Below are 23,604 nucleotides of genomic sequence, written 5' to 3'. Positions count from 1 at the left end.
CTGCGCTCAAGCATTTCCGAGGGAGGAGCCGGGCATGGCGTGGACGTGGCGGTACGAGGCGGCGGACGGTTCGGTCATCACCCCGGCCGAGGAGGCCGAGGACTTCCCCGGGCAGGGCGACGCGGAGTCCTGGATCGGCGAGGAGTGGAAGCAGCTCCTGGAGCAGGGCATCGAGAAGGTGGCGCTGCTGGACGACGGCCGGGAGATCTACACGATGAGCCTGCGCGAGAGCTGACGCCCGAGTGGGCACGGAGCTACTTCGTGCCCACCAGGTGGAGCAGCGCGGCGACCTGCCGGTACGGGTCCTCGCGTCCGGCCCGCTCCTCGGCCTCCAGCAGCTGGGCGAGCTGGCGCCCGTCCACCGGCAGCGCGGCGTGGTCCGGGGCGGCGTCGGTGAAGACCCGTACGCCGTACCAGTGCCGCAGCGGCACGGAGACCTCGGAGAGCGTGCGGGCCAGGTCCGCCAACCGGTCGGCGCGTGCGGTCAGGCCCAGCCGGTTGGCGTAGTGGTCGTTGTCGAACGCCTGCAGGGCGGCCCGCCAGTCGCCGGTCAGCCCGGCTCGCATGGCCAGCGCGTCCCCGTTGCGGGCCAGCAGCGAGAGCAGCCCGCCGGGGGCCAGCATCCGGGCCAGCGAGGCGATCATCGGATCGGGGTCCGGCAGGTACATCAGCACGCCGTGGCAGAGCACCAGGTCGAAGCTGCCGGCGCCGAACCAGCGGCCGCACTGGTGGCCGTCGCCACCCAGCAGCCGGACCCGCTCGCGCACCTCCGGCGGCTCGGCCGCCAGCTGCGCCTGGGCCGCGCCGAGCGTCACCGGGTCGGAGTCGAGGCCGGTGACCAGGTGGCCGGCCCGGGCCAGCCGCAGCGCCTGGGTGCCCTGGCCGCAGCCGACGTCCAGCACCCGCAGCGGCGCGGCGGTGGCGCGCTCGCCGAAGTGCGTACCGATCCGCTCGGCCAGCTGCCGGGCCACCATCTCCTGGCGGACCAGGTTGCGCAGCCCGCCCTGCCGGTCCAGCCATGCTCCGGCGCCGCCCGCGAACGAACCGCTGCGGGCCGGCACCCGGCCGTGGCCGGTCCGGTCGTACGGCGCCAGGTCGTAGCCGGCCCGCTGGTCGTACTCCGGATAGCTGTCCCGCTGGTCGTAGGCGGTGCGCTGGTCGTGCCCGCCGGCCGCCTGCCCGGGCAGCGCGTACAGACCGGGCCCCTGCGCGGCGGGGGACCAGCCGTACGGCAGCGGCTCGGCGGTCAGGGGCGCTCGCCCCGCTTCACCCGCGGCTTCGGCAGCCGCAGCCGGCGCATCTGCAGGATGCGCATCAGGGCGTAGCCGACGGCACCGCGGCTGTTCTCGTTCGGGAACCGCTCCGCGACCTGCTTGCGCAGGCCGAAGCCCAGGCGCAGGAAGTCCAGCACGACCAGCACGAAGAAGAGCAGGAAGAGCACCGTGGAGAGCAGCTGCAGGGCCGGCACCCGGACCACGCTGAGAATCAGGATGATCACGGCGAAGGGCAGGAAGAACTCGGCCAGCGACCAGCGGGAGTCCACGTAGTCGCGGGCGAACCGGCGGACCGGGCCCTTGTCACGGGCGGGCAGCGCCCGCTCGTCACCGTTGATCAGCGCGACCCGTTGCTTCTCGCGCTCGCCGCGCAGCCGCTCACGGGACTGCTTGGCGGCCTCCTTGCGGTCCTTGGGGACGACCACGCGGGTGCGGCGGTTGGCCTCGGCGTCGCTGCGCTTGGGTGTCGGGCGGCCCTTCTTGGCCTGCGGATCGCGGGCCTGGGTCGCGTCATCCTGCTCGGCCAGCGCAGTGGCGGAGGAGGGGGCATCATCTGAACGGCGTCGGAACACACCACAAGCCTACGTGCTGGTCCAGGTGGACTCTGGGTGGTGGAGGACCCAAACCCGTATCGATCTGCCCGGGCGCTCCTCAGGGGACACCCTGACGGGGGGCCCACCTGCGCATCCACCCACGGGATGACGTCGCGCGGCGATATCCGTAGCAGTCTTGTAGCAGGCCGGTGTACTGCGGTGGATGGCACGCTGCAACTACACTCGCACTAGATTTGGTACGAGATAGAAACCGCAGGCCGGAGAAGGGGGCACCCGAGGCCCATGAGCGACGGAATCATGAAGCGTATGGGGCTGATCTTCAAGTCCAAGGCCAATAAGGCCTTGGACCGTGCAGAAGATCCGCGAGAGACGCTCGACTACTCGTACCAGAAGCAGCTGGAGCTGCTGCAGAAGGTGCGCAGGGGCGTGGCCGACGTTGCCACGTCGCGCAAGCGCCTGGAGTTGCAGCTGACTCAGCTGCAACAGCAGTCGTCCAAGTACGAGGACCAGGGCCGCAAGGCACTGTCGCTGGGCCGCGAGGACCTCGCCCGTGAGGCGTTGACCCGTAAGTCGGCGATGCAGTCGCAGATCAACGATCTGGAGGTGCAGTACCAGCAGCTCCAGGCCGAGGAGGAGAAGCTGACGCTCGCCTCCCAGCGGCTGCAGGCCAAGGTGGACGCCTTCCGCACCAAGAAGGAGACCATCAAGGCCACCTACACGGCTGCCCAGGCGCAGACCCGGATCGCGGAGTCCTTCTCCGGGATCTCGGAGGAGATGGGCGACGTCGGCCTCGCGATCCAGCGGGCCGAGGACAAGACCGCGCAGATGCAGGCCCGGGCCGGCGCGATCGACGAGCTGCTCGCCTCCGGCGCTCTCGACGACTCCAGCGGCCTCGGGCGCAAGGACGACATCGAGGCCGAGCTGGAGCGGGTGGCCGGCGGTTCGGATGTCGAGCTGGAGCTCGCCCGGATGAAGGCCGAGCTCGGCGGCGGGTCCTCGGGCCCGGCCGCGATCGAGCAGGGCAACGGCGGCGCGGCCCAGCAGGGCGGCCAGCACGGTGGTCAGCAGGGTGGCGCTCCGCAGGACACTCCGCCCACCATCAATTACCACAAGTAAGCGGCCCGTCGACAGCAGGGAGAAACGCCAGCATGATCATGAGGATCATGGGTGAGGGTCAGTTCCAGGTTGCGGACGAGCACCTGAACCGGCTGAACCAGCTCGACGACGAGCTGCTCACCGCTCTGGATTCAGGCGACGAGACCGCTTTCCGCACCGCCCTGGGCAGTCTGCTCACGGCGGTCCGCGAGGTCGGTTCTCCACTGCCGGACGACTCCCTGGAGCCGTCCGAGCTGATCCTGCCGGACGACGGCGCCACCCTCGACCAGGTCCGCGAGTTGCTGCGGACCGAGGGCGACGGGCTCATCCCCGGTCTTCCGGAGTAGGGCCCGAACAGCAGACGTGAGAGGGGCGGCGCACCGGTCGGTGCGCCGCCCCTCATACGTGCTCGTCCGCTACGGCAGGGCCAGCATGCGGTCCAGCGCGGCCTTGGCGTACTTCTCGGTCTCCGGGTCCACCGTGATGACGTTCGGCACCCGGCCCTCGACCAGCGACTCCAGCGTCCACACCAGGTGGGGCAGGTCGATCCGGTTCATCGTCGAGCAGAAGCAGACAGCCTTGTCGAGGAAGACGATCTCCTTGTCCGGGTGGGCCTTGGCGACCCGGCGGACCAGGTTCAGTTCGGTGCCCACGGCCCACTTGGAGCCGGGCTCGGCGGCGTCCAGCGCCTTGATGATGTACTCGGTCGAGCCCACCTGGTCGGCGGCGGCGACGACCTCGTGCCGGCACTCCGGGTGCACCAGGACGTTCACGCCCGGGATCCGCTCGCGGACCTCGTTGACCGAGTCCAGCGTGAAGCGCCCGTGCACCGAGCAGTGCCCGCGCCAGAGGATCATCTTGGCGTTCCGCAGCTGCTCGACGGTCAGGCCGCCGTTCGGCTTGTGCGGGTTGTAGAGCACGCAGTCGTCCAGCGAGAGGCCCAGATCGCGCACGGCGGTGTTGCGGCCCAGGTGCTGGTCCGGCAGGAAGAGCACCTTCTGGCCCTGCTCGTACGCCCACTCCAGGGCGCGCTTGGCGTTGGAGGAGGTGCAGATGGTGCCGCCGTGCTTGCCGGTGAAGGCCTTGATGTCGGCGGAGGAGTTCATGTACGCCACCGGCACGGTGACGTCGGCTATGCCCGCCTCGGCCAGCACGTCCCAGCACTCGGCGACCTGCTCGGCGGTGGCCATGTCGGCCATCGAGCAGCCTGCGGCGAGGTCCGGCAGGATCACCCGCTGGGTGTCGCCGGTCAGGATGTCGGCCGACTCGGCCATGAAGTGCACGCCGCAGAAGACGATGAACTCGGCCTCCGGACGGGCCGCGGCGTCGCGGGCCAGCTTGAACGAGTCACCGGTGACGTCGGCGAACTCGATGACCTCGTCACGCTGGTAGTGGTGCCCCAGGATGAAGACGCGGTCCCCGAGCGCGGCCTTGGCGGCGCGGGCGCGCTCGACCAGGTCCGGGTCGGAGGCGGGCGGCAGGTCGCCGGGGCACTCGACGCCCCGCTCGCTGTTCGGATCGGCCTGGCGGCCGAGCAGCAGCAGAGCGAGCGGCGTCTGGCTCGGCTCGGCGAACCCTCCGACGGACGGAATCTCAACGGTGGTGGTCACGGGCGGGTGCCCTCCTGTGCGGCCGGAGGTTCCCAGCCTTCTCGTCTTTCTGACATTATCTATGATAACGCGTTCGCGTCACTCTGACGATGGCCATCGTGTCGATGTGACGCGATCCGCTCGACAGGACGTCGGTGGACCGGTCGTGTTCGCTGGGGTCATGAAGGCAATCGCGATACGTCAGTACGGCGGCCCGGAGGCCGTCGAGTACGTCGAACTCCCCGATCCCAAGGTCGGCCCCGACTCGGTGCTGGTCAGGGTACGCGCGGCCGGGGTCAACCCGGTCGACTGGAAGGTCCGCGAGGGGTATCTCGACGCGGTCATGGACGTGCACTTCCCGCTGGTGATGGGCTGGGACATGGCCGGAGTGGTGGAACGGGTCGGCCCGGCCGTCACCGAGTTCCGGCCCGGTGACGAGGTGATCGGCTACGTCCGCAAGGACGCCGTCGAGCACGGCACGTACGCCGAACTCGTCTCCGCGCCGGTCCGCTGCCTGGCCCGTAAGCCGCCCTCGCTGGACTGGGCGCAGGCCGGCGGTCTGCCGCTGGCCGGGCTGACCGCCTACCAGGGCCTGGTCAAGGCGCTGCGGGTGCGGGCCGGCGAGACCGTCCTGGTGCACGCCGCGGCCGGCGGTGTCGGCGGCTTCGCGGTGCAGATCGCGGCGGCGCTGGGCGCCCGGGTGATCGGCACCGCCAGTGAGCGCAACCACGCCTACCTGCGGAGCCTGGGCGCCGAGCCGGTGGCGTACGGCGAGGGGCTGGCCGAGCGGGTCCGGGCGCTGGCGCCGCAGGGCGTCGACGCCGCCTACGACCTGGTCGGCGGTGACGCGGTGGAGGTCTCGCTCGGCCTGGTCGCCGACCCGTCCCGGATCGCCTCGGTCGCCAACCACGAGGTGCTGGCGGCCGGTGGCCACTACGTCTTCGTCCGCGCGGACGGCGCCGACCTCGCGGCGCTGGGCGAGCTGGTCGAGACGGGCAAGGTCCGGGTCACCGTCGCCTCCACCTTCCCGCTGGCCCAGGCCGCCTCGGCGCAGGCGCTCAGCGCGGAGGGACGGACCAGAGGCAAGATCGTGCTGATGGTGGACTGATCGGCGGATGTCGTCAGAATGGGAGCACACCCCCACCGCCCCGGCCCGATCTCGTGGAGACCCCGCACCGATGAGTACCACCCGACCGCCCGAACCGGCCGGTGTCTCCCTGGACGAGACCGACCGCCTGCTGCTGGCCCACCTGGCCAGGGACGGGCGGGCCTCGTATGCGGACATCGGGGTGCTCAGCAACCTCTCCGCCACCGCCGTGCGGCGCCGGATCGACCGGCTGCGGGCGCGCGGGGTGGTGCGCGGCTTCACCGTCGTCCTCGACCCGGCGATGCTCGGCTGGCAGACCGAGGCCTTCGTCGAGGTGTACTGCCGCGAGCGCACCGCGCCCGAGGAGATCCTGGCCAGCCTGCGGCAGTTCCCCGAGGTGGTCGCGGCCTGGACGGTGACCGGCGACCCGGACGCGCTGGTCCACCTGAGAGCCGCCGACACCCGCCATCTGGAGGCCGTGATCGAGCGGATCCGCAAGGAGCCCGGCGTGCAGCGCAGCCGCAGCTCCGTGGTGCTGTCGCGGCTGATCGGCTGACCCTCACGGCCGCGCAGGATTCCTGCGTCCCACCGGTCGAACACGCTCGAAAGCTGCCTGGTCGGGCGCATTCCGACGCGCGGGCGCACGCCCCCGCTGCCTAGGCTGATCGACAGGCCTCAGCCGGCCTCAGCCCGATCGAAAGGCCCGGACCGTGACCGCAGCACCGCACCGTATGCACCAGCCCGACAACGAGCTCGTCGACCTGGTTTTCGGCTACATGCGAGAGCGCCTGCAGTACGACCCGGTCCCGCTGGACCACCCCGGGGACGGCGAGCAGCTGCGCAGCCACCTGGCCGGCCTGCTGAACGAGCACGGCAACCCGGCCGCCGACGTGCTCAAGCTCTACGACCACGAGCTCTCCCGCGCGGTGATCTCCGCGGACAGCCCGCGCTACCTCTCGTTCATCCCGTGCGCCCCGACCAAGGCCGCGCTGCTCTTCGACATGGTGGTCTCCTGCGCCTCGCTGCAGGGCATCTCCTGGCTGGAGGCGGCCGGCGCGATCGCCGCCGAGAACCAGGTGCTGCGGCTGATAGCCGACCGTGCCGGGATGCCCGCCTCGGCCGGCGGCACCTTCGTCTCCGGCGGCTCGGCCGGCAACCTGTCCGCGCTGGTGGTCGCCCGCGACGTGGCGCGCCGCAAGCTGGGCGTGGGCCCCGAGACGCGGCTGCGGGTGGCGGTGGCCGACCAGGTGCACTCGTCGGTCAAGAACACCTTCAACATCATCGGCGTCGAGGCCTTCAAGGTCCCCACCGTGGACCGCCGCTTCACCGGCGAGGCGCTGCGCGCCGCGCTGGCCGCCGACCCGCACCCCGAGACGGTGATCGCGGTCGTCGGCACGGCCGGCACCACCAACGAGGGCATCATCGACGACCTGGCGGGCCTCTCCGAGGTCACCCGCGAGCGCGGCATGTGGTTCCACGTCGACGGCGCGTACGGCGGCGCGGGCCTCTTCGCCCCCTCCGTGCGCGAGCGCTACAACGGCATCGAGCACGCCGACTCCTTCGTCGTCGACCCGCACAAGTGGCTCTTCGCGCCCTTCGACTGCGCCGCGCTGCTCTACCGCGAGCCGCAGCTGGCCAAGGCCGTGCACACCCAGGACGCCTCCTACCTGGACGTCCTGCACCACGAGGGCGACGAGTGGAACCCCACCGACTACGCCTACCACCTCACCCGCCGGGCCCGCGGCCTGCCGCTCTGGTTCTCGCTCGCGGTGCACGGCACCCAGGCCTACACCGACGCGATCGAGGAGGGCCTGGCGCTGGCCCGGGAGACCGCCCAGCTGGTGCGCGAGACCGAGCACCTGGAGCTGCTCCAGGACCCGCAGCTCTCCGCCGTCTGCTTCCGCCGCACCGGCTGGACCGACCAGGACTACTACGCCTGGTCGCAGAAGCTGCTGGCCGACCAGATCGGTTTCGTCACCCCGACCGGCTGGGACGGCGAGACGGTCGCCCGCTTCGCCTTCCTGCACCCGGGCACCACCATGGACATGGTCCGCGAGATCCTCGACACGATGGTCTGAGCCGCTCATCCGAGTCCGCTCAGAGGAAGCCGCCGCTCGGCAGGTACGGGGCTGGCGGCTTCATCCCGCGCAGCGCCAGGTAGCCGCTGCTCTCCAGGGTCAGGCCCAGCTCCAGGCCGACGTCCACCGCCCACTCCTGCTCGGCGGTCAGGTGCTCGACCCTGGTGTCGGTGCCGTCCGGCACCCGGGCCAGCGCCTCGCGCAGCAGCCGGACGGCCAGCCGCTTGGAGGTGGCGGCGACCAGCTTGACGGCACCGCCGACGCGGTAGCAGTAGCCGCTGCCGGCCAGGGTGTCGGCGATCAGCAGCTCGTCGTAGTGGGCCAGCATGAAGTCGTGCTCGGGCCCGTGCGCGGCCCCGCGCAGCCGCCGGTCCACCGAGTCCAGCAGGTGCTTGTGGGTGGCGTTGCCGGGGTGCACGGGGATGTCGCCGGCGTCCAGCAGACCGGCCCGGTCCACCCGCCCGGAGAGCTTCATGGTGGGGTGCAGGGTGAACCCGGCCAGCCGGTAGCGGCGGGCGGCGCCCGGGTCGGGGGAGGCGCAGATCATCCCGCGCAGACAGCCCCGGCCGTGCGCGGCGGCCCGTTCCAGCAGCAGCCGCCCGATGCCCTTGCCCTGGGCCTGCGGCAGGACCGCGAACAGGCTCAGCATCCACAGGCCCTCGCGCCGCATCGACAGCGCGAACCCGACCGTCCGGCCGCCCTCCTCGGCCAGCCAGCAGCCCTCCGGGTCGGTGACCGCCAGATGCCTCGTCCGGGCGAGGTGCGCGGTGATCTCCGCCGGGCTCTGCGGAGGCAGGTCACCGGCCCCGGGAAGGGCCCGGAAGGCGGCATTGGCGATCTCCCGGACGGCTGCGGCGTCGGCGGGGGTGTCACGGACCTGGCGCAGGATCATGGGCCCATCCTGGCGCCCGGCACGGGCCCGTGCGGCCGGTTGCGCGAATCGCGAGGTGATCGGCGGCACTGGTCCGCACGGTCGCCGAACCGTGACCGCGGTCCTGCGGTGTGCGAGCATGGACGGGTGGGGCCGCGTGGACAATCGTCCGCGCACAGAATCACCGCCCGGAATCAATCCGGGCAACCGTTGGTTGGCACCGGCGGCAGAACTGTCGTCACAGACCGGGAGTAACGAGATGACCGTCCAGGACGAGACCACCGTCGAGAGTGGTCTGCTCCTTACCGACTCAGCCGCGGCCAAGGTGAAGGGCCTGCTGGAGCAGGAGGGTCGCGACGACCTCGCGCTGCGCGTGGCCGTGCAGCCCGGCGGTTGCTCGGGCCTGCGCTACCAGCTCTTCTTCGACGAGCGCTCGCTCGACGGCGACGTCCTGAAGGACTTCGGCGGCGTCAAGGTCGTCACCGACCGGATGAGCGCCCCGTACCTCGGCGGCGCCACGGTCGACTTCGTCGACACCATCGAGAAGCAGGGCTTCACGATCGACAACCCGAACGCGACCGGCTCGTGCGCCTGCGGCGACTCGTTCAGCTAGTCGCTCGCAGCACATACGCCGAAGGCGGCCCCCGGAGACTTCCGGGGGCCGCCTTCGGCGTATCGCGGGTGGGTCAGTTCGCGGCGCTGACCGGGCCGCCGTTCGGCACCGACTCCAGCGGGACGTTCGCGCCGGTGTCCAGGTCGACCACGGCCCGGCCCTGGAGCGGGTGGGAGAGGGTGGCCTCGACGCCCTGCTGCTTGACCAGCGCCGGGCAGACCTGGCCGGCCGGGGCCTTCTCGGTGATCACGACGCTGACGCCGACCTGGCCGGCCTTGCTCTCGTCGGTCTTCAGCCCGTACTTGTCGCACACACCGCCGAAGAAGAAGACCGTCAGCTGGTTGCCGGTGGTCAGGTAGTTGTTCGGCTTGAGGTGGCTCGGCAGGTCGGGCGCCGTCCCGGTGCCGGCCGGCGGCGGCGAGCTCGGCTTGGCCGGCCGGGTGGGCGCGGCGGGGGTGGACGACGTGCCCGTCCCGCCGCCGCCCGCGGCGGGCGGGGCTGTGGTCGGCGCCCCGGCCGCGGTGGACGGCGCGGTCGTCGGCGACCCCGCGGGGGTGCTGGGCGCGGCCGGGGCGGACGGCGTGGGGCTACCGGCGGCGGACGTGCTCGTCTTGGCGTTGCAGCCGGTGACAGCCGCCGCGACCGCCAGCAGCAGTGCACCGGCCGCCAGCGCACGCCGTCGGCGTCCGCGCGGTCCGCCCGCCGCGGCACCGGTGACGGCGGGGTGGGCGAGCGGCTCGGCTGCGGTCTTGTCGTCCATGGTGCGACGTCCTCCAGAGTCTGCGGATTCCTGACGGGCAGCTGTGGCTGCGCGGATGTGACGTGTCACGGAGGAATCCGGTTCCCCGGGGTCTGCGGGGAGCGCCTCAGAGGCCGAACTCGGCCATGCCGGCCACCAGGTCCCGGGTGCGGGCGGGCACCGAGATGCCACCGCTGGGCCGGCTGGCGGGCTGCGGCCCGGTGGCCAGCGGCGGCCAGAACGCGCCGAGCCGACGGGAGGAGTCGAGCAGGGCGTCCAGGGTGTCCGGGTCGGCCTCGCCCTTGAGGGCGCTGGGGACCTGGACGGGGGTGTGGCTGGGCAGCATGGCATGGGCTCCGATCGCCGCCGCGGCCTCGTCGCCGCGGGCCTGGGGGCTACGACGAGCCCCTCTGATCGCGACCCTAGGCCGCCTTCCGGGACCGGGCCAGGCCTACCCGCAGGTAGTCGTCAATTCGGACATCTTTCGATCACGGTGCCTTGACAGCGGGGGCGACGGCTACCGTAGGGGGGTTGTCCCCATGGCCTGCCATCCCTACCGAGGAGCCTTCGTGCGCATCGCCGTCGCCGGTTCGATCGCCTCCGACCATCTGATGACCTTCCCCGGCCGCTTCACCGACCAGCTGGTCGCCGAGCAGCTGCACACGGTTTCCCTGTCGTTCCTGGTCGACACGCTGGACATCCGCCGCGGCGGGGTCGCGCCGAACATCACCTTCGGCATGGGCGTGCTGGGCCTGCGCCCGGTCCTGGTGGGCGCGGCCGGCGGCGACTTCGAGGAGTACCGGAGCTGGCTGGAGCGCCACAACGTGGACACCGAGTCGGTCCACATCTCGGAGACCCGGCACACCGCCCGCTTCATGTGCACCACGGACGAGGAGCACAACCAGATCGCGTCGTTCTACACCGGTGCGATGGCCGAGGCCCGCTACATCGAGCTGAAGCCGATCGCCGACCGGCTGGGCGGCCTGGACCTGGTGCTGATCGGCGCCGACGACCCGCAGGCGATGGTCCGGCACACCGAGGAGGCCCGCACCCGCGGCTACGCCTTCGCCGCCGACCCCTCGCAGCAGCTGGCCCGCCTGGACGGTGACGCGATCCGCGAGATCGTCGACGGCGCCGCGTACCTCTTCACCAACGAGTACGAGGCCGCGCTGATCGAGAGCAAGACCGGCTGGGCCGCGGCCGAGATCCTGGAGCGGGTCGGCACCCGGATCACCACCCTGGGCAGCAAGGGCGTGCGGATCTCGCGCAAGGGCGAGGAGGACATCCTGGTGGCCTGCGCCCAGGAGAAGCAGAAGGCCGACCCGACCGGCGTCGGCGACGGCTTCCGGGCCGGGTTCCTGGCGGGCCTGTCCTGGGACCTCGGCCTGGAGCGCGCCGCCCAGATCGGCTGCATGATGGCCACCCTGGTGATCGAGACCGTCGGCACCCAGGAGTACGAGCTGCGCGCCGCGACCTTCGTCGAGCGCTTCGCCGCCGCCTACGGCGAGGACGCTGCCGCCGAGGTCCGCGCCCAGCTCAGCTGAGCCTGCGGACCCGGTAGGCGAAGCCCCGGTCGGCGCCGTAGCCGGCGGCCGGGGCCTCGCCCAGGTACTCCTGCTCGCGCATCGCGCACCAGGCGGGGATGTCCAGCCGGGCCGCCTCGTCGTCGGCGAGGACGACCAGCTCGCCGCCCGGCGCCACCTCGCCGAGCCGCTTGGCCAGCTCGATCACCGGCAGCGGGCAGCGCTTGCCCAGCGCGTCGATCACCAGGACGCCCTCCTGCGCGGCCCCGGCCGCCACACCGGCCCCCGCAGGCGCCGGCAGGTCCAGGCCCAGCGGGGCGCGGACCGCGGCGACCAGGTCGGGCAGCACCGCGAGGAAGCGGTCCACCTCCTCGGCCGGGGTGCCCTGCGGCAGCGAGACCCGGACGTTCCCCTCGGTCAGCACGCCCATCGCGGCCAGCACATGGCTCGGCGTCAGGGTGCTGGACGTGCAGGAGGAGCCCGAGGAGACCGCGAAGCCGGCCCGGTCGAGTTCGGTCAGCAGCACCTCCCCGTCGACGTAGAGGCAGGAGAAGGTGACCAGGTGCGGCAGCCGGCGGACCGGGTCGCCCACCACCTCCACCTCGGGCACCAGCTGCGGCACCCGGGTCCGGATCCGCTCCACCAGCGCGTGCAGCCGGGCGTTCTCCTGCTCGGCCTGCGCCCGCACCGCCCGCAGTGAGGCGGCGGCTGCCACGATCGCGGGCACGTTGACGTAGCCGGGCACCCGGCCGCTCTCCCGCTCGTCGGCGGGCAGCACCGACGAGAAGCGGACGCCCTTGCGGACGGCCAGCACCCCGACCCCGGGCGGCCCGCCCCACTTGTGCGCACTGGCCGTCAGCAGCGACCAGCCGTCCGGCACCGGCAGCCGCCCGACGCTCTGCGCCGCGTCCACCAGCAGCGGCACCGTGCCGCAGCGCTCGGCCGCCTCGGCCACCGGCTGCACCGTGCCGACCTCGTGGTTGGCGGACTGCAGGACGGCCAGCGCGGTGTCCGGCCGGACCGCGAAGCGCTCGACCAGGACCCGGCCCGAGCGGTCCACCGGCACCACGTCCACGGACCCGCCGTCCGCCTCGTGCAGCTCGGCGGTGTGCAGCACGCTCGAGTGCTCGACCGCAGAATGCAGCAGGTGGCGCCCGGTGCGGCGGCGCCCGCGCAGTGCGCCGAGCATCCCCAGCTGGACGGCCTGGGTGCCGCTGGTGGTGAACGACACCTCGTCGGCCCGCGCGCCGAGCACCTCGGCCACCGTCTCGCGGGCCGCGTCCAGCAGCATCCGGGCCTGCCGGCCGGAGCGGTAGAGCCGGGCCGGGTCCGCCCAGCCCTCGTCCAGGGCGGCGTTCAGCGCCTGGCGCGCGACCGGGTGCAGGGGAGCGGTGGAGGCCGCGTCGAAGTAGGGCACGACGACACCGTAGCCGGGTCTCACTGCGCGTCAGCTGAGCACCTGATTTGTCCGCTTCGTCCGCACCCGACGATCCGTCACCCAGACGCCTCGCTGCCGTCCCCTGATCGGGTGAATGGACCCCGAATGCCTGCCGTGACCTGCGAGTCCACGCCTGCCGGGGCTGATCGGGTAGGCGGACGGCGCGTTACCGGGACCTGCTCGTCAGGTCCGCATAAGGCTGGAGTAGGGTTTGGCCCGCATAAGCATTCAAACCGTGCCCGTGGGCGGGTCGCCGGGGAGGCGAAGCACTCCTCGGGACGACGCGATCGCGGGCGAGACTTCGGGAAGGCGCTACGTGAGTCCCAACGGCTCCGACCGCTCGCCGCGGCGCACGATGCGGCGGAAGCTGCCTCAGGCGCTGGCACTGGGCCTCGTCATCGCGACCGCTACCGGCTGCTCGGCCAACGACCTGCCCAGGCTTGGCCTCCCCAGCCCCGTCACCACGGACGGACATCTCGTCCTCCAGATGTGGCAGGGTTCCTGGATCGCGGCGCTGGTGGTCGGCGTACTGATGTGGGGTCTGATCATCTGGAGTGTGATCTTCCACCGGCGCAGCCGCACCGGTATCCAGATCCCTCCGCAGACCCGGTACAACGTGCCCATCGAGGCGCTCTACACCGCGGTCCCCATCGTCATCGTCTCGGTGCTGTTCTACTTCGTCGCTCGCGACGAGTCGCGCCTGACGCATGTGTCGGCCAAGCCGCAGCACTTCGTCAACGTGGTCGGCTTCCAGTGGAGCTGGGCGTTCAACTACGAGAACACCGAGACCCCGGACCCGACCAGCACGACCGCGGCCTACGACGTCGGCACTCCCCAGGACATGCCGACGCTCTGGCTGCCGGTCAACGAGTCGGTCCAGTTCCGGCTGACGTCGCGTGACGTGATCCACGACTTCTGGCCCATCAACTTCATGATGAAGATGGACGTCGTGCCGGGCGTGGTGAACAAGTTCGAGGTCACCCCGACCGTGCTGGGCACCTACGACGGCAAGTGCGCGGAACTCTGCGGCGTGAACCACGACAAGATGCTCTTCAAGGTCAAGGTCGTCACCCACGACGAGTACATGAACCACCTGCAGCAGCTCCGGGCCAGTGGCCAGGCAGGCGCGGTGCCTTCGGGCATCACGACCATGGGAAGTGAATAGTGACCATCCTCAATGAGCCCGCCGCTGCCGGCGGGGCATCCGGGGGCGCCGTCAGGGTGGGCGGGGGCGTTCAGCGCACCCGCAAGCCGGGTTCCACCATCATCAAGTGGCTGACCACCACCGACCACAAGACGATCGGCACGATGTACCTCGGTACGTCGTTCGCGTTCTTCCTGATCGGTGGCATCCTCGCCCTCGTCATGCGCGCCCAGCTGGCCCAGCCCAACGGCCAGATCCTGACGAACGAGCAGTTCAACCAGGCATTCACGATGCACGGCACGATCATGCTGCTGATGTTCGCGACGCCGCTCTTCGCCGGCTTCGCGAACTGGATCATGCCGCTCCAGATCGGCGCTCCCGACGTGGCCTTCCCGCGTCTGAACATGTTCGCCTACTGGCTCTACCTGTTCGGCTCCACCATCGCGGTGGGCGGCTTCCTCACCCCGCAGGGCGCGGCCGACTTCGGCTGGTTCGCCTACTCGCCGCTGTCCGACGCCGTCCGCTCGCCGGGTGTCGGCGCCGACATGTGGATCATGGGTCTGGCCTTCTCCGGCTTCGGCACGATCCTGGGTGCGGTCAACTTCATCACGACCATCATCTGCATGCGCGCTCCCGGCATGACGATGTTCCGGATGTCGATCTTCGTCTGGAACGTCCTGCTGACCGCCGTGCTGGTGCTGCTGGCCTTCCCCGTGCTCGCCGCCGCGCTCTTCGCGCTGGAGGCGGATCGGAAATTCGGGGCACATATCTTCGACCCGGCCAACGGCGGGGCGTTGCTCTGGCAACACCTCTTCTGGTTCTTCGGTCACCCCGAGGTGTACATCATCGCGCTGCCGTTCTTCGGCATCATCTCGGAGATCATCCCGGTCTTCAGCCGCAAGCCGATGTTCGGTTACTCCGGCCTGATCGCCGCCACCATCGCGATCGCCGGCCTCTCCGTGACGGTGTGGGCGCACCACATGTACGTCACCGGACAGGTGCTGCTGCCGTTCTTCTCCTTCATGACCTTCCTGATCGCGGTCCCGACCGGTGTGAAGTTCTTCAACTGGGTCGGCACCATGTGGAAGGGCTCGCTGAGCTTCGAGACCCCGATGCTCTGGACGGTCGGCTTCCTGGTGACCTTCCTCTTCGGTGGTCTGACGGGCGTCCTGCTCGCCTCCCCGCCGATCGACTTCCACGTCTCGGACTCGTACTTCGTCGTCGCCCACTTCCACTACGTGGTCTTCGGCACCGTCGTCTTCGCGATGTTCGCCGGCTTCCACTTCTGGTGGCCGAAGATGACCGGCAAGATGCTCGACGAGCGCCTTGGCAAGATCACCTTCTGGACGCTGTTCATCGGCTTCCACACCACCTTCCTGGTGCAGCACTGGCTCGGCGCCGAGGGCATGCCCCGCCGCTACGCCAGCTACCTGCCCTCGGACGGCTTCACCACCCTGAACACCGTCTCGTCCATCGGCTCCTTCCTGCTCGGCCTGTCGATCCTGCCGTTCCTCTACAACGTCTGGAAGACCGCCAAGTACGGGGAGAAGGTGGAGGTCGACGACCCGTGGGGCTACGGCCGTTCGCTGGAGTGGGCGACCTCCTGCCCGCCGCCGCGGCACAACTTCCTCACGCTGCCCCGGATCCGTTCGGAATCCCCGGCGTTCGACCTGCACCACCCGGACATCGCCGCGCTGGACTACCTGGAGTTCCACGGCCACCCGGCCAAGCACTTCGAGGGCGTCACGCCGGCCGTCTACGACACCCCTGAGCTGACCACCAAGGGCAAGAAGGAGGGCGACGCCTGATGAAGGAACAGGGCAAGATCTTCGCGGGCTTCGCCATCTTCATCCTGGCCTGCGCCATCACCTACGGCGTGTGGACCACCCACAGTTCGCACGGCACGGAGGCCGCCGGTACCACGGCGCTCTTCCTGGCCTTCGGCCTGTGCGCCTTCATCGCGTTCTACCTGGGCTTCACGGCCCGCCGGGTGGACCTCGGTGCCGGTGACAACCCCGAGGCCGAGGTCTCCGACGACGCCGGCGAGCAGGGCTTCTTCGCCCCGCACAGCTGGCAGCCGCTCTCGCTCGCCTGTGGCGGTGCGCTGGCCTTCCTCGGCGTGGTCTTCGGCTGGTGGCTGATGTTCTGGTCGATCCCGGTCATCCTGATCGGCCTGTTCGGCTGGACCTTCGAGTTCTACCGCGGCGAGAACCAGAACCAGTAGGTACGGTTCGCCCGCTTGACGGCAGGACCCCTCTTCGGAGGGGTCCTGCCATTTTTGTTGGGCTCACCGGGTGGGGCGTTCACTCGGCCGGGCGCTGCGGCGTGCGTCCGGCCGGTCGGGATGCGCTGATGTTCCTACGATCGAGAGCCAGTGTCGGGGACCCGACGCGAACTCAGGACCAGCTCTCGGACAGGCCCGAAACCCCCCAGGAGGCTCCGGTGGCCGGCACACGCGCAGCAGGTCGAGAGAACGGGACGGGGCGGCACCGCACGCTGCCGGCCTGGCTGGCGCTGGCGCCACTCGTGTTGAGCCCACTCGCGGGCTGCTCGGACGGCGGGGGGCAGGACGGCAGCGGCAAGCCGCCGCGCGCCGTCAACGCGGCCACCCTGGTGAACACCTCCGACGTCGCGAACGCCGACCCCGCCAAGCCGTTCACGGTCACCGCCAAGCCGGGCGACAAGATCACCGACGTCACCCTGAAGGGTCCCAGCGGCACCGTGGTGGCCGGGGCACTCGACAGCGACGGGCACGGCTGGCACAGCACCGCACCCCTCGCCCCCGCCACCCACTACACCGCCCGGATCGCCGCCGCCGACGACAAGGGCGCCCGAGGCGAGACCACCGCCGACGTCAGCACCAAGCCCGCCGACCGGCTGCTCACCGCGGCACTGGGCCCCGACCTCGGCCGCGACGTCTACGGCGTGGGCGAGCCGCTCACCGTCCAGCTCTCCCAGCCGGTCACCGACCCCGCCGCGCGCCGGCAGGTGGAGCAGGGCCTGACGGTCTTCTCGCAGCCCGCGGTGACGGGTGCCTGGCACTGGGTGGACGACAAGAACCTGCACTTCCGGCCGCAGCAGTACTGGCCGGCCAATGCCTCGGTGCGGCTGACCTTCGACACCCAGGGCCGCCAGATCGGCACGGACGGGACGTACGGCGGCGCGCCGAGCCGGGTCGCCTTCCACACCGGGGACCGGGTGGAGGCGCTGGTCGACGCGTCGACCGACGAGCTGACCTTCAAGCGCAACGGCGAGGTGGTCAACACCATCCCGGTGACCACCGGCAAGCCCGGCTTCGACACCCGCAACGGCATCAAGGTGGTGCTCGGTCAGGAGCGCGAGGTGCAGATGAGCAGCGAGACCATCGGCATCGCCAAGGGCAGCAGCGAGGCGTACGACCTCAAGGTGGAGTGGGCCACCCGGGTGACCTGGAGCGGCGAGTACGTGCACGCGGCGCCCTGGTCGGTGAACTCGCAGGGCGTGGAGAACGTCAGCCACGGCTGTACCGGGATGAGCACCGACAACGCCGAGTGGTTCTTCCAGCAGACCCGGGTGGGCGACATCGTCCAGGTGGTCAACAGCAAGGGCCACACCATGGAGCCGTTCGGCAACGGCTTCGGCGACTGGAACCTCGACTGGGCGGACTGGGTCAAGGGCAGCGCGCTGGGCAAGGAGATCAGCACCACCAGCCCCACGCCCGTCGCCGCGGCCACCGCCACGCTCCGGCCGCAGGTCTGATCAGCCCCGCCCGCTCCGCCCGTAGACGAGGTCCAGCGCGCCGCTCACGGCCGCCAGGGCCTCGTCGCGCGTGACACCCAGCCGCTCGGCCCGTTCGGCGAACTCGGTGGCGGCGGCGGCCGCCAGGCGGTGTGCGCTGTCGCCGGCGGCGGCGATCAGGGTGCCGCGCCGGCCGTGGGTCTCCACCACGCCGTCGGCCTCCAGCTCCCGGTAGGCGCGGGCCACCGTGTTGGCGGCCAGCCCCAGTTGCTCGGCCAGCGCCCGGACGGTGGGCAGCTTCAGTCCGGCCGGCAGCACGCCCGAACGGGCCTGCTCGGCGATCTGCGAGCGGAGCTGCTCGTACGGGGGAGTGGCGGCGGAGTGGTCCATGCTCAGCTGCACGGTGGGGAGCCTCCTCAAGGGGTCGGCGACGAGATCTGATCGGGTCATTCTCGCGCGGTCCGCGCCGGTGAAACGCCAAGGGCCCCCGTCCGGCAGTGCCGGACGGGGGCCCTCAGGTGGCGAGTAGTCAGCTCAGGGGATCAGTGGTGGCCGTGGCCGCTGGTGATCTCCTGGTGCTCCTCGACAGTCGGCTTCGGGATCTGGCCACCCTCGCCGAAGTAGCCCTCGGAGAGCTTGGCGCGGGTCTTGGTGAGCAGGCCGACCTTGCGGGCGACACCGTTCTCGTCGACCTCGGACGGGAGCTCCAGCGGCTGCGGCTGCTCGTGCGAGGTGAGCGAGTGCAGCGTCGCCTGCGGCAGCTGGGCGTGCACCTCGATGAACTCACCGTGCGGCAGGCGCTTGATGACGCCGGTCTCGCGACCGTGCAGCACCTTCTCCTTGTCACGGCGCTGAAGGCCGAGGCACCAGCGCTTGGTGATGTAGAAGACGGCGATCGGGAGCACGAACGAACCCACCCGTACGAAGTACGTGATGTCGTTGAGCGACAGGTGGAAGTGCGTCGCGATCAGGTCGTTGCCGCCGCCGATCAGCAGCACCACGTAGAGCGTGATCCAGGCCGCGCCCAGACCGGTGCGGACCGGGACGTTGCGCGGGCGGTCCAGGATGTGGTGCTCGCGCTTGTCACCGATGATCCAGCCCTCGATGAACGGGTAGGCCGCGATCAGGGCCAGCACCAGCGGGAAGAGCATCAGCGGGATGAACACACCCAGGTTCAGGGTGTGGCCCCAGGCGCGGACCTCCCAGCCCGGCATGACACGGATCAGACCCTCGGCGAAGCCCATGTACCAGTCGGGCTGCGCGTCGGTGGAGACCTGGTCGGGACGGTACGGGCCGTACGCCCAGACCGGGTTGACCGAGGCGATCGCGGACATCGCCGCGATGATGCCGAACACCAGGAAGAAGAAGCCACCGGCCTTGGCCATGTAGACCGGCATGAGCGGCATGCCCACGACGTTCTTCTCGGTCTTGCCCGGGCCGCCCCACTGGGTGTGCTTGTGGTAGAAGACCAGGATCAGGTGGGCCACCAGCAGGCCCAGCATGACGCCGGGGATCAGCAGCACGTGGATCGTGAAGAACCGCGGAATGATGTCCGTGCCGGGGAACTCGCCCCCGAAGAGGAACATCTGGATGTAGGTGCCCACCAGCGGGACCGCGAGGACCGCGCCCTCCATGAACCGGATACCGGTGCCGGAGAGCAGGTCGTCGGGGAGCGAGTAGCCCATGAACCCGTCGAAGAAGCCGAGGCAGAGCAGCAGGAACCCGAAGACCCAGTTGATCTCGCGCGGCTTGCGGAACGCACCGGTGAAGAAGACGCGCATCATGTGCACGAACATCGCGGCGACGAAGACGATCGCCGCCCAGTGGTGGATCTGACGGATCAGCAGGCCACCGCGGACCTCGAAGCTGATGTTGATCGTGGAGGCGTAGGCCTCCGACATCCTGATGCCGTCCAGCGGCGCGTACGAGCCGTTGTAGACGACCTCGCCCATGCTGGGCTTGAAGAACAGGGTGAGGTAGACACCCGTCAGGATGATGATGACGAAGGTGTAGAGGCAGATCTCACCGAGCATGAAGGACCAGTGGTCCGGGAAGATCTTCCGCAGGTTGGCCTTGGCCAGGGAGTAGATCCCCAGCCGGCCGTCCAGGTAGTCGGCCGCGGCCTCGCCCTTGTTGGCGGGCTTGGCACGGGTGCTGGCCGGGGTGGCCGGCGGCGTGGTGCTGGGCGAGGAACTCATGCGCTGCGCTCCCAGAAGCTCGGGCCCACGGGCACGGTGAAGTCCTGCGTGGCCACCAGGTAGCCCTCGGTGTCAGTAGTGATCTTCAGCTGGGGCAGCGGGTGGCCGGCCGGGCCGAAGATGACGCGGGCGCCGTCCGACAGGTCGAAGGTCGACTGGTGGCAGGGGCAGAGCGCGTGGTGGGTCTGCTGCTCGTAGAGGCTGATCGGACAGCCGACGTGCGTGCAGATCTTCGAGTAGGCGAGTACGCCCTCGAAGCCCAGGGCCGACGACTTCTCGTCCTTCAGGTCCTGCGGCTGGATGCGGACCAGCATCAGCGCGTCCTTGGCGATCGCCTGCTGGAAGTCCTCGTCGGAGTCCTGCAGACCGTTCGGACGGCTGGCCGACGGGCCCGGCTTGGCGAACGTCAGCGAACCGATGGCGAGGTCCTCGGCCTTCATCGGCTCGTCGGTGTTCATGTTGACGAGACGGATCGGCGCCGTGGGGGTGGCCTCGATCCAACCGGTGTGGTCGAGCTTCTTCTCCGGCAGCGGGCCGAGGTCGCGCAGCAGCACGACACCGGCGAGCGGCACCATGGCCATCGAGCCGATCATGGTGTTGCGGATCATCTTGCGACGGCCGAAGCCGGACTCCGCGGCACCGGTCTTGAACTGCTGGATGACGTCGGCACGGACCTCGTCGTCAGCCTCGATCGGGTGACGCTCGGCCGGCATCTCGACGTCGGACATCAGGGTGCGGGCCCAGTGGACCGCACCCGCGCCGATGCAGAAGAGCGCCACCGCGAGCGTCATGCCGAGCGCGAAGTTGAGCGCGCTGACGTGACCGAGCGGGAAGATGAAGACGAGCTTGTCGGGCTTGATCGCGACGTAGGACGCGATGAAGCCGACGGTCGCCAGCATGGAGGTGACGAAGAGCAGCGACACCTGACGCTCGGCCCGCTGGGCGGCCCGCTCGTCGATGTCGGTGCGCCGCGGCTCGTGGGCCGGCAGGCCGGGGTCCGCGAACGGGTCGTCGGCTACGGCGGGGAGGCCGTGCCCTTCGGAAGCGGCGTGCGCATCCGGCAGCTTGTCATCTGAGATGTTGTCGTGGCTCATGACTTCTTGGCCTTGGTGGTGTGGGCAGCGACCCAGATCGCGACCGCGATGAGAACGCCGAGACCGAAGATCCACCCGAACAGGCCCTCGGTCACCGGACCGAGACTGCCGAGGGTCAGACCACCGGGGTTGGGGGCCTCGTTCGCCTGGTAGCGGACGAACGCCACGATCTCCTGCTTCTGCTTCTCCGGCATGGTGCCCTCCGGGAAGACCGGCATGCTCTGCGGGCCCGTCTGCATCGCCTCGTAGATGTGCTTGGCGCTCACGCCCTCCAGCGAGGGGGCGTACTTGCCCTGCGTCAGGGCACCACCCGCACCGGCGAAGTTGTGGCACTGCGCGCAGTTGGTACGGAACAGGTCGCCGCCCTTGGAGATGGCGTCCGTCTCCGTGGAGGTGTACTGCTCGGAGGTCGGCGTCACCGGGCCCGGGCCCAGCGAGGCGACGAAGGCGGCCATCTGGTCGATGTCCGACTGCGAGTAGATGTTCCTCTTGGCAGGGATCTGTGCGCCGGGCTGCTGCGCCGGCATCCGGCCGGTGCCGACCTGGAAGTCGACCGCGGCGGAACCAACGCCCACCAGACTCGGACCGTCAGCGCTGCCTTCGCCGTTGAGGCCGTGGCAGGAGGAGCAGCCCACGGCGAAGAGCCGCTTGCCCTCGTCGATCGCGAGCGACTGCGCCGAGCTGTCGGCCTGTGCCTTCTCGGCGGGCGCGAACGCGGCGTACAGCCCCCCGGTGATCGCCAGGGCGAAGAGTAGAACGACCAGCGCCGCCAGTGGGTGGCGCCGTCGTGCGGAGAGCTTTTTCACGGAATAACCCCGGTGTCAGGATCTGGTCGGCTGGTGGTGGGCCCGGCGCGCGGTCGGCGTCGGCAGGGCATCGGCACGGGCAGAAGGACCCGTAGCCGGTGAGGGCAGCGGGTCCGGCCGGCGGCCAGCGACCTGATCGGCTACTTGATCAGGTAGATGGTCGCGAACAGGCCGATCCAGACCACGTCGACGAAGTGCCAGTAGTACGACACGACGATCGCCGCAGTGGCCTGCTCGTGCGTGAACCGCTTGGCTGCATACGTCCGTCCCAGGACCAGCAGGAAGGCGATCAGACCACCCGTCACATGCATCCCGTGGAAGCCGGTGGTCAGGTAGAACACCGAGCCGTACGGGTCGGAGGACAGCGAGAGGCCGTCCTTCTTCACCAGCTCGGTGTACTCGAAGATCTGGCCGCCGATGAAGGTCGCGCCCATGATGAAGGTGATCGTGAACCACGAGCGGAGCTTCTTCACGTCACCGCGCTCGGCGGCGAAGACGCCGAGCTGGCAGGTGAGCGAGGAGAGCACCAGGATCGTGGTGTTCACGGAGGAGAAGGGGACGTTGAGGGCATGTGCCTTCTCGGCCCAGAAGTCTGGTCCCTTCACGGAGCGAGCCGTGAAGTACATCGCGAAGAGGGCCGCGAAGAACATCAGCTCGGAACTCAGCCAGACGATGGTTCCGACGCTGGTCATGTTCGGTCGGTTGACCGATCCATGTGCGTGCCCGGTTTCTGTTGCTGTTGCTGTCGCCACGACCGACATTATGTCGGTCCCTTATTCCGTCTTCACGTCGGGGGGTCTCCCTCGGAGTGTCCGGTGCGTGCGGTATGCCCGGATGGCGGTGTCCGGGTCGCCCGGGACGCGGCGAGCCGTGCGGGGCGGATGAGATTCGTCGTCCGATGCGACTTTTCTGACGGTTCGTCCGGCCGGACCACCCCTTCGCCCTGCGTGTCCTGACGCCTGGGGAGGCTGCGAGCCGGTAGCGCGTGGGCCGTTCGGGTGATCTGTAGGGGTGGGGGTGACGGCGGTTCGCCCGGTTGGGTGACACCCCGCCGCAGCCGGTCCGCAAGAGATCACGCCGGACGCTCACCGGGGCGGGTGATGCGGAGTAGCATCCGGGAGTGGTGGACGTGGTACGGATCACACCCGTGGCGCGTTGTACCGGCGATACCAGGCGACGTACGAGGCACCCTTCGAGGCACCTCTTCGAGGCACCTTTTTCTGAGCACCCGGGAGCAGGGCCATGACGCACACCAGCGACGAGAAGCTGACGGTTCTCGTCTACAGCGACGACCGCAACACCCGTGAGCAGGTCACCATCGCACTCGGCCGGCGGCCCGCCGCCGACCTTCCGGAGCTGGCCTACCTGGAGTGCGCCACCACCCCGGCGGTGCTGCGTGCTCTGGAGAAGGGGGGCGTGGACCTCTGCGTCCTGGACGGCGAGGCCGTTCCGGCCGGCGGACTCGGGCTGGCCCGCCAGGTCAAGGACGAGATCTACGGCTGCCCGCCGGTGCTGGTGCTGATCGGCCGTCCGCAGGACTCCTGGCTCGCGGCCTGGAGCCGGGCGGACGCCGCGATCTCCCACCCGGTGGACCCGGTGGCGCTGGCCGAGGCCGCCGCCACGCTGCTGCGGGCCCGGCTCGGCGCGCGGAGCCTCTCCAGCTGACGTGGGCCGGTCCCGGTGGCCGAGACGTCGCGGCCGCCCCACCCGCGCGAGACGTCTCAACAGGAGAGAAGCGGCCGCCGTCCACCCGACGGCGGCCGTCTCGGCTGCCCCGCTCGATA

General features: G+C 70.3%; 25 protein-coding genes. 13 read left to right on the top strand and 12 right to left on the bottom strand.

The features are described 5' to 3' along the window. The first annotated feature begins 34 nt into the window (after positions 1–34). Positions 35–235: a hypothetical protein gene (locus tag BS80_RS35125; protein ID WP_035805637.1), complete on the top strand. Its 201-nt coding sequence runs from the start codon at positions 35–37 to the stop codon at positions 233–235. Between the two features lie 19 nt (positions 236–254). On the opposite strand, the gene BS80_RS35120 is transcribed toward BS80_RS35125, so the two are convergent. After that, positions 255–974, bottom strand: coding sequence for a class I SAM-dependent methyltransferase (locus BS80_RS35120; RefSeq protein WP_198045718.1), 720 nt, complete (start codon positions 972–974; stop codon positions 255–257). A 272-nt stretch (positions 975–1,246) separates the two neighbouring features. Then, positions 1,247–1,846, bottom strand: a complete 600-nt coding sequence (locus BS80_RS35115; protein WP_035805635.1) for a DUF3043 domain-containing protein — start codon at positions 1,844–1,846, stop codon at positions 1,247–1,249. 264 nt (positions 1,847–2,110) lie between these two features. Here BS80_RS35115 and BS80_RS35110 point away from each other — a divergent pair, with 264 nt between their 5' ends. Then, positions 2,111–2,944, top strand: coding sequence for a PspA/IM30 family protein (locus BS80_RS35110; protein WP_232246761.1), 834 nt, complete (start codon positions 2,111–2,113; stop codon positions 2,942–2,944). Positions 2,945–2,976: 32 nt separating this feature from the next. Next, on the top strand, positions 2,977–3,270 hold the full coding sequence (pspAA, locus tag BS80_RS35105; RefSeq protein WP_035805630.1) for a PspA-associated protein PspAA: 294 nt from the start codon (positions 2,977–2,979) through the stop codon (positions 3,268–3,270). Positions 3,271–3,339: 69 nt separating this feature from the next. On the opposite strand, the gene nadA is transcribed toward pspAA, so the two are convergent. Beyond that, on the bottom strand, positions 3,340–4,533 hold the full coding sequence (gene nadA, locus BS80_RS35100; protein WP_035805627.1) for a quinolinate synthase NadA: 1,194 nt from the start codon (positions 4,531–4,533) through the stop codon (positions 3,340–3,342). A gap of 160 nt (positions 4,534–4,693) precedes the next feature. Between nadA and BS80_RS35095 the strand changes: the two genes are divergently transcribed. From BS80_RS35095 to BS80_RS35085, 3 genes are all read left to right on the top strand, one after another. Further along, positions 4,694–5,620 (top strand): NADP-dependent oxidoreductase, encoded by a 927-nt coding sequence (locus tag BS80_RS35095; RefSeq protein ID WP_035805626.1) that lies wholly within the window; start codon positions 4,694–4,696, stop codon positions 5,618–5,620. A gap of 70 nt (positions 5,621–5,690) precedes the next feature. Next, a complete protein-coding gene (locus BS80_RS35090) occupies positions 5,691–6,155 on the top strand; it encodes an Lrp/AsnC family transcriptional regulator (RefSeq protein WP_035805624.1) in 465 nt (154 codons plus the stop codon). Between the two features lie 175 nt (positions 6,156–6,330). Beyond that, positions 6,331–7,677 (top strand): pyridoxal phosphate-dependent decarboxylase family protein, encoded by a 1,347-nt coding sequence (locus BS80_RS35085; RefSeq protein ID WP_035805622.1) that lies wholly within the window; start codon positions 6,331–6,333, stop codon positions 7,675–7,677. Positions 7,678–7,696: 19 nt separating this feature from the next. Here BS80_RS35085 and BS80_RS35080 read toward each other — a convergent pair whose 3' ends face one another. After that, complete coding sequence (locus BS80_RS35080) at positions 7,697–8,569, bottom strand: GNAT family N-acetyltransferase (protein ID WP_035805620.1); 873 nt, start codon at positions 8,567–8,569, stop codon at positions 7,697–7,699. 238 nt (positions 8,570–8,807) lie between these two features. Here BS80_RS35080 and BS80_RS35075 point away from each other — a divergent pair, with 238 nt between their 5' ends. Beyond that, the gene (locus tag BS80_RS35075; protein WP_035805618.1) at positions 8,808–9,161 is read left to right on the top strand and encodes a HesB/IscA family protein; all 354 of its coding nucleotides are present in this window, start codon (positions 8,808–8,810) and stop codon (positions 9,159–9,161) included. A gap of 73 nt (positions 9,162–9,234) precedes the next feature. Here BS80_RS35075 and BS80_RS35070 read toward each other — a convergent pair whose 3' ends face one another. Together BS80_RS35070 and BS80_RS35065 are read right to left on the bottom strand one after the other, a co-directional pair. Further along, positions 9,235–9,921: a hypothetical protein gene (locus BS80_RS35070; protein WP_035805616.1), complete on the bottom strand. Its 687-nt coding sequence runs from the start codon at positions 9,919–9,921 to the stop codon at positions 9,235–9,237. Positions 9,922–10,027: 106 nt separating this feature from the next. Then, positions 10,028–10,246, bottom strand: coding sequence for a hypothetical protein (locus tag BS80_RS35065; protein ID WP_035805614.1), 219 nt, complete (start codon positions 10,244–10,246; stop codon positions 10,028–10,030). Positions 10,247–10,469: 223 nt separating this feature from the next. Here BS80_RS35065 and BS80_RS35060 point away from each other — a divergent pair, with 223 nt between their 5' ends. Further along, entirely contained in the window at positions 10,470–11,444 is a 975-nt protein-coding gene (locus BS80_RS35060) for a carbohydrate kinase family protein (RefSeq protein WP_035805611.1), read from the top strand. Here BS80_RS35060 and BS80_RS35055 read toward each other — a convergent pair. Continuing rightward, positions 11,437–12,840 carry a cysteine desulfurase/sulfurtransferase TusA family protein gene (locus BS80_RS35055; RefSeq protein ID WP_035806839.1) on the bottom strand — a complete coding sequence of 468 codons (1,404 nt, stop codon included), beginning with the start codon at positions 12,838–12,840 and terminating at the stop codon, positions 11,437–11,439. The two genes, BS80_RS35060 and BS80_RS35055, sit on opposite strands and share 8 nt — an antisense overlap. Positions 12,841–13,177: 337 nt before the next feature. Between BS80_RS35055 and ctaC the strand changes: the two genes are divergently transcribed. From ctaC to BS80_RS35035, 4 genes are all read left to right on the top strand, one after another. Further along, positions 13,178–14,026 (top strand): aa3-type cytochrome oxidase subunit II, encoded by an 849-nt coding sequence (gene ctaC, locus BS80_RS35050; RefSeq protein WP_035805608.1) that lies wholly within the window; start codon positions 13,178–13,180, stop codon positions 14,024–14,026. A 56-nt stretch (positions 14,027–14,082) separates the two neighbouring features. Next, positions 14,083–15,813, top strand: a complete 1,731-nt coding sequence (gene ctaD / locus BS80_RS35045; protein ID WP_408607473.1) for an aa3-type cytochrome oxidase subunit I — start codon at positions 14,083–14,085, stop codon at positions 15,811–15,813. Further along, positions 15,813–16,229, top strand: coding sequence for a cytochrome c oxidase subunit 4 (locus tag BS80_RS35040; protein WP_035805605.1), 417 nt, complete (start codon positions 15,813–15,815; stop codon positions 16,227–16,229). The genes ctaD and BS80_RS35040 overlap by 1 nt, the downstream gene beginning before the upstream one ends. 218 nt (positions 16,230–16,447) lie before the next feature. After that, positions 16,448–17,743, top strand: a complete 1,296-nt coding sequence (locus BS80_RS35035) for a L,D-transpeptidase (RefSeq protein ID WP_232246760.1) — start codon at positions 16,448–16,450, stop codon at positions 17,741–17,743. On the opposite strand, the gene BS80_RS35030 is transcribed toward BS80_RS35035, so the two are convergent. The 5 genes from BS80_RS35030 to ctaE all read right to left on the bottom strand — a co-directional run bounded on the left by BS80_RS35030 (position 17,744) and on the right by ctaE (position 22,581). Then, positions 17,744–18,172: a GntR family transcriptional regulator gene (locus BS80_RS35030; RefSeq protein ID WP_051967597.1), complete on the bottom strand. Its 429-nt coding sequence runs from the start codon at positions 18,170–18,172 to the stop codon at positions 17,744–17,746. 92 nt (positions 18,173–18,264) lie between these two features. Then, positions 18,265–19,920, bottom strand: a complete 1,656-nt coding sequence (gene qcrB / locus BS80_RS35025; RefSeq protein WP_035805604.1) for a cytochrome bc1 complex cytochrome b subunit — start codon at positions 19,918–19,920, stop codon at positions 18,265–18,267. Continuing rightward, positions 19,917–21,014 (bottom strand): cytochrome bc1 complex Rieske iron-sulfur subunit, encoded by a 1,098-nt coding sequence (gene qcrA, locus BS80_RS35020; RefSeq protein ID WP_035805603.1) that lies wholly within the window; start codon positions 21,012–21,014, stop codon positions 19,917–19,919. Before qcrA ends, qcrB begins: the two co-directional genes overlap by 4 nt. Beyond that, positions 21,011–21,820 (bottom strand): cytochrome bc1 complex diheme cytochrome c subunit, encoded by an 810-nt coding sequence (gene qcrC, locus BS80_RS35015; protein WP_035805601.1) that lies wholly within the window; start codon positions 21,818–21,820, stop codon positions 21,011–21,013. Before qcrC ends, qcrA begins: the two co-directional genes overlap by 4 nt. 140 nt (positions 21,821–21,960) lie before the next feature. Further along, entirely contained in the window at positions 21,961–22,581 is a 621-nt protein-coding gene (ctaE, locus tag BS80_RS35010) for an aa3-type cytochrome oxidase subunit III (RefSeq protein WP_035805599.1), read from the bottom strand. A 481-nt stretch (positions 22,582–23,062) separates the two neighbouring features. On the opposite strand from ctaE, the gene BS80_RS35005 reads away from it, so the two are divergent. Then, positions 23,063–23,485, top strand: coding sequence for a hypothetical protein (locus tag BS80_RS35005; protein ID WP_035805596.1), 423 nt, complete (start codon positions 23,063–23,065; stop codon positions 23,483–23,485). Positions 23,486–23,604: the final 119 nt, after the last annotated feature.

The organism is Kitasatospora mediocidica KCTC 9733, from assembly GCF_000744225.1.
Classification (GTDB): Bacteria; Actinomycetota; Actinomycetes; order Streptomycetales; family Streptomycetaceae; genus Kitasatospora; species Kitasatospora mediocidica.
This window is presented reverse-complemented; position numbering and strand designations above follow the sequence as displayed.

Coding starts and splice junctions, on each gene's coding strand:
- BS80_RS35095 (WP_035805626.1), top strand. CDS start 4,694: ATGAAGGCAATCGCGATACGTCAGTACGGCGGCCCGGAGGCCGTCGAG.
- BS80_RS35040 (WP_035805605.1), top strand. CDS start 15,813: ATGAAGGAACAGGGCAAGATCTTCGCGGGCTTCGCCATCTTCATCCTG.
- BS80_RS35110 (WP_232246761.1), top strand. CDS start 2,111: ATGAGCGACGGAATCATGAAGCGTATGGGGCTGATCTTCAAGTCCAAG.
- BS80_RS35080 (WP_035805620.1), bottom strand. CDS start 8,569: ATGATCCTGCGCCAGGTCCGTGACACCCCCGCCGACGCCGCAGCCGTC.
- BS80_RS35070 (WP_035805616.1), bottom strand. CDS start 9,921: ATGGACGACAAGACCGCAGCCGAGCCGCTCGCCCACCCCGCCGTCACC.
- BS80_RS35030 (WP_051967597.1), bottom strand. CDS start 18,172: ATGACCCGATCAGATCTCGTCGCCGACCCCTTGAGGAGGCTCCCCACC.
- qcrB (WP_035805604.1), bottom strand. CDS start 19,920: ATGAGTTCCTCGCCCAGCACCACGCCGCCGGCCACCCCGGCCAGCACC.
- BS80_RS35125 (WP_035805637.1), top strand. CDS start 35: ATGGCGTGGACGTGGCGGTACGAGGCGGCGGACGGTTCGGTCATCACC.
- BS80_RS35005 (WP_035805596.1), top strand. CDS start 23,063: ATGACGCACACCAGCGACGAGAAGCTGACGGTTCTCGTCTACAGCGAC.
- ctaE (WP_035805599.1), bottom strand. CDS start 22,581: ATGTCGGTCGTGGCGACAGCAACAGCAACAGAAACCGGGCACGCACAT.
- BS80_RS35085 (WP_035805622.1), top strand. CDS start 6,331: ATGCACCAGCCCGACAACGAGCTCGTCGACCTGGTTTTCGGCTACATG.
- qcrA (WP_035805603.1), bottom strand. CDS start 21,014: ATGAGCCACGACAACATCTCAGATGACAAGCTGCCGGATGCGCACGCC.
- BS80_RS35090 (WP_035805624.1), top strand. CDS start 5,691: ATGAGTACCACCCGACCGCCCGAACCGGCCGGTGTCTCCCTGGACGAG.
- BS80_RS35120 (WP_198045718.1), bottom strand. CDS start 974: ATGGTGGCCCGGCAGCTGGCCGAGCGGATCGGTACGCACTTCGGCGAG.
- BS80_RS35065 (WP_035805614.1), bottom strand. CDS start 10,246: ATGCTGCCCAGCCACACCCCCGTCCAGGTCCCCAGCGCCCTCAAGGGC.
- pspAA (WP_035805630.1), top strand. CDS start 2,977: ATGATCATGAGGATCATGGGTGAGGGTCAGTTCCAGGTTGCGGACGAG.
- BS80_RS35075 (WP_035805618.1), top strand. CDS start 8,808: ATGACCGTCCAGGACGAGACCACCGTCGAGAGTGGTCTGCTCCTTACC.